The organism is Holdemania sp. 1001095H_141210_F2, assembly GCF_015558105.1.
In the GTDB taxonomy this organism is placed as follows: domain Bacteria; phylum Bacillota_I; class Bacilli_A; order Erysipelotrichales; family Erysipelotrichaceae; genus Holdemania.
Genome location: NZ_JADNPO010000005.1, coordinates 58826 through 71723, shown reverse-complemented (window position 1 = coordinate 71723; position 12898 = coordinate 58826). Strand labels below are relative to the sequence as shown.

Here is a 12898-nt window from a genome sequence, read left to right as displayed (position 1 = left end):
TTAATTATACTCCGAAAAAAATTAAAAAAACAGACTGTTTCCTGCTTTTATATCTTGTATTATATAGGTGTAGAAAGAGATGAGGATCAAGCAGAAAGATCCCATGATCTCTAAAGGAGGTTCTCATGAAGAAGGTACTTCTCGAATATTAAGCCGTTCCCTTCTTTGTTACCAGAACAGGGAGAGGGAACTGAATCTGAAATATCAGAAAACAAAGAATCAAAAATAGAAAGTGAGTCTGGAGAGGACAGACCAATGGGCAGAGAAAAGTAATATTTCATAACTTGAATTTCAGAAAGAAGTGATGAGCTGAATTTTGAAAAATAAAGAGATGAAAAAAATTCAAAGCTGTTTCTATGAAAAAGAATTGTAGATTCTGAAAGTAAACGTGATTTCACTTTAAGATCATGTCCGATGTCCAAGGAAAGAGCTTAGAGTTTATAGAAACATAAGGTAGGAACAAAGAGAATGGCGGTCAGGCTGTTCTCTTTTTTTGACTGAAAGGTATTCTTGTTTCCCCGGATGGAGGCTATAATGAAGGCAAAAGGGAGGATTTATTTATGTTTGACATGATCATTCGTCAGGGCTTGATTCTGGATGGGACCGCTGCGCCGGGAAAGGTGGCCGATCTGGGCATTGTCGGCGATCAGATTGCCGCGATCGGCGATTTAAGCGGAGAATCCGCGAAGCAGGAGATCGACGCCAGGGGGAAAGTGGTAACTCCGGGATTCATCGACCCGCATTCGCATTCAGATTTGTCTGTTTTGTTCGAGCCGTCGATGACCAATTATCTGATGCAGGGCGTGACGACGGTGGTCGGCGGTAACTGTGGTCATTCTTACGGTCCGGTCGGCGACGAATTGTACCGCAGCGCGATCATTGATCCGAAGGTTGCGTTTCAGGCCGATCCGTCCTATTTTACGATGACATCGTTGCTTTTGCCAAAAGAGAAAGCTGTCAAAGCGTTGAAGGAACAGTATGGAATTGATATGGACTGGCATTCATTTAAAGAGTATCTGGACAAGTGCGATCAACAGCCGTTAGACGGCAATATCGCCTCATTGGCGGGCTACAGCGCGATCCGCGGGACGGTCATGGGCATGGATTGCTGCCGGGCGGCCACGGAAGAAGAAATCGTGAAGATGGAAGAGCTGACGCGGCAGTGTTTGGAAGACGGCGCGTTCGGCTTATCGACAGGCACCGATCCGCAATATGTGCCGGGACCGTTTGCCAGTTTTGACGAAACGGTGCGGATGTTGAAAATCGTGAAGGAGTACGATGGGATATTTGCTTCGCATACGCGGAATTATGACGCGGAAGGCAAACCGGACCGGATGGGCGGTTATCAGGATATGCTGAAACAGGCGATGGCCGCGGGCGTGCGGGCCAATGTATCGCATGTTCATACGCTGGGAATGGGCGTCGATGAACAATCCAACGCCGAAGCGGCACGCAAGACGCTGGCGTATTTTGAAGAAATGGAAAAACAGGGCTGCGACCTGAGCTACGACGTGATTCCTTCGCCTTACAGCATGGATATGACAGTGCCGTATTTTGCGACCTTCCTGCGGCCCTTTGTCTTGATGTGCGGCAGCCGTCAGCATCTTGCCGAGAGCTTCAAGGTACCGGATTTCCGCAAGATGGTGCATGCGGTGATCGACGCGGGACTGTATCCGCTGCTCGATGAAAAGAATCTGATGATGAGCATGTATCCGATCCTGACCATTTCACGCCATCAAAATCCGGCGCATCTTGGGAAAAATCTGTATGCTTACGCGACGGAGCTGAAAAAAGATCCGCTTGATCTGGTCATGGATCTGTTTGCTGAGGATTGCGACATGGGCGCGGATATGGCGATGCCCAGCGCGGTCGAATCCAATGATATCCTCTGCACTCACCGCATGGCCATGCCATGCTCTGACGGATTCACCGGCGATAAATCAATGAATTTCGGCTTGAATGAGGATATTCAGATGACGCCGAATCCGATGAATTACAGTTTTATCATCCGCTATCTGACGCGCTATCAGAACCAGATCGCAATGGAGGAATTGATTCATAACGTCACGATGAAGCCGGCTGTTCGCTTCGGCATCGAGAAACGCGGTTCGCTGCAGATTGGAAATTACGCGGATATCGTCGTCTTCGACCGGGAGGCCCTGCACAGCTATGACCGTGATGCCAACATGTCCCAGTATCCGGAAGGGATTGATTATGTTCTGGTCAACGGCGTTGTGACGATCGATCACAAGCGTCATACCCAATCCGCCGCGGGAAGAATGCTGCGGAAAAACCAACAATAAAGGGCAGCGATCATCGCTGATTTTATGCAGACTATCAGAAAGATATTTTTTATATTAACACTGTTTTTCTTAGTGTCATGTAGTTTGAATAAATATGATGTCGATGGTCCTATGATTGTTAATGGCGATGTATTTGGTCTGGAAGATTATAAAGTGGAAGAATGCAGCTTGAAAGAGAATCGATATGTTTATGTTATTTCACAAAAGACAGAGACTATTCAAAAAACAGTTTCTATAACTTTATATAGTTATGATTCTAAAGAGGCGGCCGTCCAAAATATGCTTGATTTATTAGAAAAGACAGCAGAGTTTAAAAGAAAATCAAATTGTGTTGATTGTATTTATTTGCCTCATGAGATGACTGAATCAGAAATTAGATCCTATTTTCCTTTAGACAATATGGATTTATGGCAATGTGAGGAAGTTTATAATCTATTTGATACTATATATATAAGACAGAATAATAAACTCGTGAGATTATTTTCAGATCCATCGACTATATTTACACAACCAGATGAAGAAACAATTAAGGCCGTTCACCGGATACTTAATTATGAGTTTGAAAAAGAGTAGTGCAAAACGGACTTCAGCAGAGAATAAGCCAGGCTCTGATTGAACGACTGATTCTTAGAATCAATGTGGATAAAGTACAGTAGTTCAAAGACGAGAAAGGGATAGATTGACACTTCTGTGTGTTTGAAAAAATGATAGACAATATCGCGATAAGCCCACCACAGATTCATAGTTACGGCGATCGAGCACAAGCGTCAAAACTAAGCCGCGGCGGGAAGAATGCTGCGGAAAAACCAACAATAAAGGGCAGCGTTCATCGCTGCCCTCAACAATTTAATTATACAGGAAAAAAGTGTGAAAAAACAGACTGTTTCCTTCTTGGATATCTTGTATTATATAGATAAAGAAAGAGATGAGGATCAATACAAAGATCCAACGATCTCACAGGAGGTTCTCATGAAACAGGTGCTGCTCGAATTTTAAGCCGTTTCCTTCTTCGTTACCAGAACGGGGAGAGGAAACTGAAAAGAAAACGATGACTTTGAATCAATAATAAAAAGTGAGTCTGGAGAGGGCATACCAATGGACAAGGATAACGGAGAGTTTATTCAATAATTTAAGTCTTTGGTTTTTATTCCATAGTCAATGAAGAGTGAAGCGAGGCTTCCAATCGAAAGACGAAGTTTCGATTGATAAAGCTTGATTCTTAACCGAGGGTGTAAAAATAAGAGAAAAAGACGAAGAATTCCAAAATGGGAAAACGCTTCGTCTTTTATTTCATTCGTGAACAGCACAGTTTCGTAGCGGCAAGAGTAGTGTGAAAAGAGGAAATTAACGATGAAGAAAATAATAGCTTTTATTGTCATAAGTCTATTGCTTTGCGGCTGTGCCTCTGACAAAAAGTCCAGCCTGGGCGCACAGATCAGCCGCAGTCCGAAGATCCAGTCGATTACAGAAGCAGAATTGGAAAGTCTGGCGGATACTGAAGAAAACTATTTCATATTGTTTTGTGCGGGAAAGGATGTTACCTGTCAGGCGATTGTTGAAGATACCCAAAAGCTGAAACTGAGTCAGCCGGCCGCTTACTATTTCTTTGATCTTGAAGATTCCATCACGGCCTGTTCTACGCAGGACGCGAAGGCAGCTGAGCAGGCGATTCAGGATTTTCTGGCGTTTCTGGATCGTTATGCGATCACAAAAATCCCAACCATTCACTATTACAAAGGCGCGAAGTTCATAAAATCGCATAACATTGAAGAATATGAGAACTCTGCTGTTTTGACGGAAGCCGAAGAACAAGCTCGGATTGAAGAATTTAGGAACTGGATGAACAGCGTGGAATAACGATCAAAAACAAAGAAAACACAGACTTTTAGAGCCTGCGCTTTTTTTATGTGTCGGAAGTTTTTACATTGAGTTTACTGATCGTCTTCGGGATCAGAAAGCAGGGTTTTGAGTTCTTTCAGCGGGCGGTGGGGTTCAAGATTTTCCCGTTCCTGTTTGCGATGTTGATGACGGAGCTGCTGGACCTGGACTTCCAGCTCGCGTGAGCTGAGGCGCATCGCGCCCTGCCCCATGATGATCAGCTGTTCCATCCCATCGGAAGTTGCGACGGTAACCTCAAACTGGTCGGCGAGCTGATGCGTGGCTTTTTCGATGTAGGAATCGGCCGTCTGCGAGGTTTTCGTGTAGACGACGTACAGGTTATGCAGCTTCTGAATTGAGCCGGGATTATCCTTGACCTGATACGCGTCGAAGACCAGAATCAGAATTCCGGTGCGGGTTCCCTGGAAGCTGGAAAGCAGCTGGATCAGCTGATCGCGGGCTGCGGACAGATCTTCCCGGGCCAGCACAACAAGCTCACTCCACGAATGAATCATATTGTAACCATCGACTAACAGACATTTCGTCTTGGGCTTCTGCCGCTGGATTTCAATATGTTCCGGCATTTCCTTGCGCTTGACCGGAGCGCGTACCGCCACTTTTTCCTTCGGCTTGTGCGTACGTTCCATGACACGTTTCAGCTCGGCGTCGTCGACGGTATAGCGGTTATGATGATAACCGGAATCGACTGTCTCCACTTTCTGCGGATGCCATTGAGCTTCGATATGCATATGTTCCTCAACTTCGTCGTAGCGCACAAGAAATCCTGCGCCGTGGCTGCAGAAAACGGAATCCGCAGGGAAGTCGAGATCGCCGTCGCAGTCGTAGCCGATCGCTTCGATCAGTGCCTGTTGATCGGCGCAGGGCTGATAACCTTGAAACGTGCAGACCAGCCGGCCTAAGCCATGGGTATAAGCGGTCAGCTCGGCTTGGTAATTGCGCATTTTGGCAACTGGGGCCGTGCCTTCCAGAATTACCGTGTCGGTCTGATTCTGCGTGATTGCCGACTGCGCCTGCATCCGCTGCAGATCGAACAGCGCACGGCTCAGCTGACCGGCGGGCAGCTCCATGCGGAACTGATAGACCGGCTCCAGCAGCTGGCAGGTTGTCCTGCGCAAACCCTGACGCAGCGCCCGAAGCGTGGCCTGGCGGAAGTCGCCGCCTTCGGTATGTTTGATGTGCGCTTTCCCGGCGATCAGCGTGATTTTGATATCGGTGATCGGCGAGCCGGTTAATACGCCGGGAACTTCGATTTCATCCAGACAGTTCAGCACCATTTTCTGCCACGGCAGCGCTAACCAATCGACCGGGCAGTCGGAAGTCACCTGCACCCCAGAGCCGGGCGGCAGCGGTTCAAGCAACAGATGCACCTCGGCGTAATGGCGCAGCGGCTCGTAATGACCGACGCCTTCCACCGGCGTGCAGATCGTTTCTTTGTAATTGATTTTTCCTTCGTCGAACTCCACGTCCAGGTGAAACCGGCTGGCGATCAGCTGTTTCAAGATCTCAATCTGAACGTTGCCCATGATCTGAATGCGGATTTCCTGCGTCGGCGCGTGAAATTGCAGATGCAGCTGGGGATCTTCTTCCTCTAGCTGCTTGAGCTGACGATATAACGCAAACGGATCGCAGCCCGCCGGCGGGATCAGGCTGTAGCTCAGACAGGCGGAAAGCACCGGCGTCCGAGCGGGCTGCTCAAATCCCAATCCGTCATGAATCCCTAATTTCATCGGTCCTTTCAGGCAACAAACCTGACCAGCCGGAACCTCATTGACCATGGTGAACTGCTCGCCGGAGTACAGCCGCAGCTGATCGACCTTTTCACCGTTGTCCAGCACCTGTTTGGCCTTTAAAACACCGCCGGTAACTTTGACATGCGTCAAGCGCGTGCCCTGGCGGTCGCGGGAAACTTTGTAAACTCGGGCTCCGAAGGTTTCCGGATAGCTTTTCATTGCGGTGTAGGCGTCCAGTCCGTCCAACAGCGCTTCCACGCCGTCCGCTTTCAGCGCGGAGCCGAAATAACAGGGAAAAAGCGAGCGGTCCGCGACTGCGCTCTGGATCTGGGAAGGGGTCAGCGTCCCCTGCTCAAGATAGCTTTCCAGCAGGTCGTCGCGCTGCATCGCGATGTTTTCCATCTGCCCGTCCACCTGCGTAAAGTCGATAATCCGCGGATCAAGCTGGGTTTGCAGCGAAGTCATCAGCGCCGCCGCGTCATCGTAAGCAATATCCATCTTGTTGACGAACACAAATGCCGGGACATGATAGGTTTCCAACAGCTTCCAGATCGTATGCGTATGCGCCTGCACGCCGTCGATGCCGCTGATCAGCACGATCGCGTAGTCCAGCACCTGCAGCGTGCGCTCCATTTCCGCGCTGAAGTCGATATGGCCGGGCGTGTCCAGCAGTGTGAATTCGGTTTGCTTCCACGGGAACATCGCCTGCTTTAAAAAGATCGTAATACCCCGACTGCGTTCCTGATCGTCATAATCGAGGACGGTATCCTGATGATCGACGCGGCCGCGCTTCCGGATTTGATTGGATTGATAAAGAAGACTTTCCGACAAGGTTGTCTTGCCGGCGTCGACATGCGCCAGCGCGCCTAAAATAATCTGTTTCATAGAAAAATTGTATGCGACTTTCCGTGTTTGTTCAAGTCTTTTACCAGCGATTTGCGCCGCTGTGTTTCCAAGGGGAAACGCATCATGCTAAGATGAGCGTTTTTCCGAGTTGATTTTTAACGTCGGAGCGGTCCAGGTTTCAGGCAGGCAGATCAATAACAGCGGATAGAATTCCAGTCTTCCCGCTAACATGACCAGACACAATACCAGTTTGGAAAACGGCGGGAAAGCGGCATAGCTGCCCAGCGGACCAACGCCGTTCAAGCCGGTGCCGGAATTATTCATGCAGGTAAGCACGGCGCTGCCGGCCGTTTCCAGATCCGCGCCGGCCGCCGCTAACAAAATCCAGCCGATGAGGAAAAACGACAGATAAATGAGGATAAACGTTAACGTACGCTGGATTGTGGCTTCCGCAACAGGCTGTCCGTCCAGCGTCGCAATTTTGACAATCTGCGGCTGACGGCTGCGGTGCAGCTCCCGTTTCATGGCTTTTCCTGCCACGATGACCCGGGCGATCTTCAAACCGCCGCCGCTGGAGCCGGTGCAGGCGTCGAGCATTGTGATCAAGGGCAGAAGCAGCCGGCAAAGCTGCGGCCAGCGGTTAAAATCGGCGCTGGCGAAGCCGGTGGTGCTGATCGCGCTGGCGGTTTGGAAGAAGGCCAGCCCCAAGGCATTCACCAACGCTTTTCCATCCAGAATCAGACTGCCCGCAATGATCAGCCAGAATCCCAGAAACAATCCGGCATACCAGCGCAGCTCCACGTTTTTCAAAGCCTGCGCCGCCCGGCCGGTGACAAACAGCCACACAAGCTTGAGATTGACTCCGAAAATCAACATGAAGAATGCGATGATGGATTCCACGGCCGGGGACTGATAGACGGCAATCCCAAGATTCCGGGTTGAAAATCCGCCGGTGCCGGCGGTTGCCAAAGCGTGGCAGACACTTTCCCACAACGGCATTTTGGCAAAACATAAGAGGATCGCTTCCACAAGGGTTAATCCGCCATATACCCCACACAGGACCGCCGCGCTCTGCCGGAAGCGGGGAAATAATTTCTCCGCCGCCGGACTGGCTTCTGCTTCCGCCAGATTCATCGTGCTGCCTTGGGAAGCGGGGACAAGCATGACCATAAATACGACGAAGCCCACCCCTCCAATCCACTGCGTCAGTGCCCGCCACAACAGAAGTGAGCGGGGCAGCGCTTCCACGTCGGTCAGGATTGTCGCTCCGGTGGTCGTATAGCCGGAAATAATTTCAAATACGCTGTCGATGAACGAAAGCTGTCCGCTCAAACTCAGCGGCAGCGCTCCGCACAGCGATAAAATCAGCCAGCAGAGTCCGATGCTCAGCAAGCCCTCACGGGCTGAAATCACCCGTTCGCCGCGGCCGTAGCGAAGCAACAGGCTGCCGGGCAGCGCGCAGCATAACATCGGGATCAGAAAAAGGTCGAGCCGTTCCCCTGAAATTCCTGCGAAACATAAGGGAAGGGCCATTGCGGCTGCGGATCCGAGCAGTGAAGCGCCGGCGATCCAACCGGCCAGCTTCCTGTTCATACCGACCGCAGCGGAGTTTCAAGCAGATCCGCGAGACGGTGAACTTGCCCTGCCGGGGCTAAAACAATGATGAAATCGCCGGTTTGCAGCTGATCCCGACCGCCCGGGATGATCATCTGGGCATGCCGCAGAACCGCGGTGATCAGAATGTTTTTCTTCAACGGCAGCGCCTGTAAAGGCGCGGCGACAATGCGCCGGGCATCCGGCCCGATTTCAAATTCAAGCGCTTCGATCTGACCGCCGGCCAGCGTGTGCAGCGTAATGATCGGATTTTCATCGCGGCTGTCGATCGAACGGACATAGCCGAGAATCTGTTCGGTTGCCAGATCCTTGGGCATGACGGTACGGATTTTGGCTTCGTGCAGGATCGGCAGATAGGAATGCGTATTCTGACGGCAGAAGACCAGGCCGATTTGCCGGCTTCTGCCATACAGCGCAAGCATGGCGTTGATTTCATCGCTGCCAGTCACGGCGATCAGAGCATCCATCGCATCAAAGTTCAATGTCTGTAAAAACGGATGATTGGTCGCATCGCCCCGGCAGACGTCCACTTTATGAAACCAGGTGCTGATGAGGGCGCAGCGGGCCGGATCCTTTTCCACGAGCGTGATCTGAACCGGCTGATCCGCCAGCTGCTGGCAGAGGGATAAGCCGAGATCGCCGCCGCCCAGAATAAGAAGCTGCCGGATTCCGGTTGTCCGCAGTTTTAAGCGGCTGAACAATGCCAGCGCTTGGGAACGCGAAGCGGTCAGGGTTAAATGATCCCGGGCCTGGACGATGAAATCGCCGCGGGGGATCGAAGCCTGATCGCCGCGCAGACACAAGCTGAACAAATAGCGGCCGGGATAGGCTTTGCGGATTGCCGTCAGATTCTTTCCGATCAGCGCTGAACCGGGCTGAACCTCGAATTCCATCAGTTCCACGCGCCCGGCAGAAAAGCTGTCGACATTGACCGACGCCGGAAATTCCAGAATTCTGACCAGCTCCCGGGCTGCCAGTTCGTCCGGATTCAGCGACAGCGATAAGTTTAAATCCTGACTGAGTAAGGACAGAGATTTTAAAGCGGTGGATTCCTGCATCCGGATTAAGGCGATCCGACAGCCTGAATGCCGGGCCATTAACGCGCTGAGCATGTTGGCTTTTTCATCGCGGGTTACGGCGATAAACAGATAGGCATGATCTGCCCCGGCGGCATTTTGAACGTCGAGGTCCAGCGCGGATCCCTGCAGGCATAAAACGTCGAGCTGGCGGCTGACGCGCTGGCAGACTTCGGGATCCGCGTCGATAACGGTGACGTTATGCCCTTCTTTCATCAAGGTGCGGGCCAGATGATAGCCGACGTTGCCGCAGCCGGAAATAATGATATTCATAAGCGTTCCTCCTGATTGATCGGAGGGCTTCCCGCTTCGGACAAGCTGGCGGGCAGTCCGTGAGGTTGTTCTTTTCTTCATTATAGCATGCGGATCTGTTCCCTACCGGACTGTTTCTGATTTCAGGAAAACGAAAGTGGTAGAAAAAGGATGAAAACGGAATGGATCAGGGATAACGCTTAAGAAACAGAAAAAAACCCGGAAAATTCCGGGCTTTCTAAGTAAAGAGATCCAACGCTATAAGCAGCGGTCCAGAATCTCCAGCACTTCTTCAATCTTCGCTTCGGCGTCTTCCGGTTGGCCATGCATCGCGTCCTTCACGCAGCCGTGAATGTGGGCGCTTAAAATCTCCTGATTGACCTTTGCCAGAATCGCCGAGGCGGCCTGGATCTGGTTGGAGATGTCGATGCAGTAGCGGTCGTCCTCGACCATCCGGATCACGCCGTCGATCTGTCCCCGCGCTGTTTTTAACAGCTGCAGGGTGCGGGCGGCGTCGGCTTTCATTTACGCGACGGAAACGACTTCGTATCCCGCATCGGTAACGGCCTGGATCAGCGCGCTGTCTTCCACCGGCTGGCTGCAGCTGACGACCGCTTTCTTTTCGTCCAGCGTGACCTCTGCTTTTTCGACGCCGGCGACGGCGTTGAGCGCAGCTTCGACGCGGGCCTTGCAATGAGCGCAGGCCATTCCGTTTACGATCATAGTTTTTGTCATGTTCTTTTCTCCTTTATTTTTCAATTCAATAGAGTGGACGGCAACCTGCGCGGCAGGCGCCGAGGAAGACTCTGGGAGTCCGGCCGGGCGCGGGCTGGAGAACAATTTCAGCCGCAGCGCATTGGAAACGACGCTGACGGAGCTTAGGCTCATCGCCGCCGCACCGAACATCGGATTCAGCTTCCAGCCTAACAGTGGAATGAACACGCCGGCGGCCAGCGGAATCCCGATGCTGTTGTAGATCAAAGCCCAGAACAGATTCTGCTTGATGTTGCGCAGGACAGCTTTGGAAAGCTTGACTGCGGTGACAGCATCCCACAGATCGCTTTTCATCAAGACAATATCGGCGGATTCAATCGCCACGTCCGTTCCCGCGCCGATCGCGATGCCGACATCCGCCTGGGCCAGCGCCGGGGCGTCGTTGATGCCGTCGCCAATCATGGCGACCTTGCGGCCTTCGGCCTGAACCTGACTGACGACCCGCTGCTTATCAGACGGCAGGACCTCGGCGATCACGTTGTCGATCCCGGCCTGGGCGGCGATCGCCTGGGCCACCTGCGGGTTGTCACCGGTCAGCAGGATGACGTCGATTCCCATCCGCTTGAATTCAGCGACCGCAGCGCGGCTGGTCGGTTTGATCGTATCGGCGACGGCGATCATTCCCAAAATCACTCCGCTCTGGGCGATGAACAACGGCGTGCGGCCCTGCGTTGCGGCGTTGTGATGCAGCTGTTCGATCTGCTTGTCCGCCAGTCCCATCGCCTGCATCATTCTGAGATTGCCGGCAGCGGTCGGCTGGCCGTCGATCAACGCCCGAACACCCTGGCCGGCGATGTTCTCGAATTGATCAACGGATTGGATCTTGGCACTTTGTTTCTGACCATAGCGCACGATCGCTTCCGCCAGCGGATGCTCGGACACCGCTTCCAAGGAAACGGCGGCGTCCAGCAACTTAGCTTCGCTTTCGCCCAGAACTGTGACCTCGGTGACTTCCGGCTTGCCGATCGTGACGGTTCCGGTTTTATCCAGAATGACGGTTTGTAAGGAATGCGCCGTTTCCAGCGCTTCGCCGGATTTAATCAGAATACCGTTCTCCGCACCCTTGCCGGTGCCGACCATGATCGCGGTCGGTGTTGCCAGCCCCAGCGCGCACGGACAGGAAATGACCAGGACGGCGATTCCGATCGATACCGCGAAGCTGATTGATTCGCCCAGAAGCAGCCAGATGACGGCGGCCGCCAGGGCGATCGTGATTACAACGGGAACGAAGACGCCGCTGACCTTGTCGGCCAGCTTGGCGATCGGCGCTTTGGAGGCTGACGCTTCTTCTACCAGCCGGATGATCTGCGAGAGCGTGGTGTCCTCACCGACCAGCGTCGCTTCCATTTCCACCGCGCCGCTTTTGTTGACGGTTGCGCCGATGATCTTTTCACCGACGGTGCGTTCGACCGGAATGCTTTCGCCGGTGATCGCCGATTCGTCAAAGGCCGCGCTGCCCTGTACGATCACGCCGTCGACCGGTACGCTCTGGCCCGGCTTGACGCGGAGGCGGTCGCCCGGGCGGACATCCTCGACGGGAATTTCCACGAACTCTTCACCGCGGCGGACCCAGGCAGTTTTCGGCGCGAGATCCATCAGCTTGGCGATCGCTTCCGAGGTTTTGCCCTTGGAGCGGGTTTCCAGATATTTGCCCAGCGTGATCAAGGTCAGAATCATCGCCGAAGTCTCAAAATACATGTCCATCGCCCAGCTGTGAACCTTGACCATATCCTGCGCGCCCAGTCCCATGCCGATTTCATACAGCGCGATCACGCCGTAGACGATCGCGGCGGCGGAACCGATGGCGATCAGCGAATCCATGTTCGGCGAGCGCCGGAACAGGTTCTTGAAACCGTTGGTAAAGTAGTGGCCGTTGACGATCACAACCGGCAGACACAACAGAAACTGCGTCAGCGCAAAGTTCATCGTGTTTTCATGACCGAGGAAAAACGCCGGAAGCGGCCAGCCCATCATGTGGCCCATCGACAGATAGAACAGCGGAAGCATGAAGACGACGGAGATGATAAAATGGGTCTTCATCGTTTTGATCTGCTTCTCCATCGGATTTTCCGCGGCTGACGCTTTGGAAGCCGCCGCGGGTGCGCCGTGCTCCTCGGCGTGATAGCCGGCCTGTTCGACAGCCTGCAGAATCTTATCGCTGGTCAGCTGATTTTCATCGAAGCTGACGGTCATCTTGTTCGCCAACAGATTGACGTCGCATTGTTCGACGCCGTCCAGCTTGCGCACGCCGCGCTCGATCGCAGCGCTGCAGGCGGAGCAGCTCATGCCTGTAACATCATAAGTTTTCTTCATTTCATCACCTCGAGTACCCCACCCCTAGGGGGTGTATGGAAGTAGCATAACGCACATCGTTTTTTCTGTCAATCGCAATGCTTTTTCAAGA

Annotated in this window: 8 protein-coding genes; 3 read left to right on the top strand and 5 right to left on the bottom strand. The window is 52.6% G+C overall.

Annotated elements, in window-relative coordinates; translation table 11 throughout:
• Positions 1-560: 560 nt before the first annotated feature.
• The 3 genes from I2G61_RS04845 to I2G61_RS04835 all read left to right on the top strand — a co-directional run bounded on the left by I2G61_RS04845 (position 561) and on the right by I2G61_RS04835 (position 4160).
• On the top strand, positions 561-2303 hold the full coding sequence (locus tag I2G61_RS04845) for an amidohydrolase family protein (protein WP_072683806.1): 1743 nt from the start codon (positions 561-563) through the stop codon (positions 2301-2303).
• An 84-nt stretch (positions 2304-2387) separates the two neighbouring features.
• Complete coding sequence (locus I2G61_RS04840; RefSeq protein ID WP_139248571.1) at positions 2388-2876, top strand: hypothetical protein; 489 nt, start codon at positions 2388-2390, stop codon at positions 2874-2876.
• A 777-nt stretch (positions 2877-3653) separates the two neighbouring features.
• A complete protein-coding gene (locus I2G61_RS04835; protein ID WP_072683804.1) occupies positions 3654-4160 on the top strand; it encodes a hypothetical protein in 507 nt (168 codons plus the stop codon).
• 74 nt (positions 4161-4234) lie between these two features.
• Here I2G61_RS04835 and I2G61_RS04830 read toward each other — a convergent pair whose 3' ends face one another.
• The 5 genes from I2G61_RS04830 to I2G61_RS04810 all read right to left on the bottom strand — a co-directional run bounded on the left by I2G61_RS04830 (position 4235) and on the right by I2G61_RS04810 (position 12807).
• The gene (locus I2G61_RS04830) at positions 4235-6817 is read right to left on the bottom strand and encodes a translation factor GTPase family protein (RefSeq protein ID WP_195548012.1); all 2583 of its coding nucleotides are present in this window, start codon (positions 6815-6817) and stop codon (positions 4235-4237) included.
• An 87-nt stretch (positions 6818-6904) separates the two neighbouring features.
• Entirely contained in the window at positions 6905-8371 is a 1467-nt protein-coding gene (locus I2G61_RS04825) for a TrkH family potassium uptake protein (protein ID WP_195548011.1), read from the bottom strand.
• On the bottom strand, positions 8368-9741 hold the full coding sequence (gene trkA / locus I2G61_RS04820) for a Trk system potassium transporter TrkA (protein WP_195396224.1): 1374 nt from the start codon (positions 9739-9741) through the stop codon (positions 8368-8370). Before trkA ends, I2G61_RS04825 begins: the two co-directional genes overlap by 4 nt.
• A gap of 237 nt (positions 9742-9978) precedes the next feature.
• Positions 9979-10245: a metal-sensing transcriptional repressor gene (locus I2G61_RS04815; protein ID WP_006059334.1), complete on the bottom strand. Its 267-nt coding sequence runs from the start codon at positions 10243-10245 to the stop codon at positions 9979-9981.
• Positions 10246-12807: a heavy metal translocating P-type ATPase gene (locus I2G61_RS04810; RefSeq protein ID WP_195548010.1), complete on the bottom strand. Its 2562-nt coding sequence runs from the start codon at positions 12805-12807 to the stop codon at positions 10246-10248.
• Positions 12808-12898: the final 91 nt, after the last annotated feature.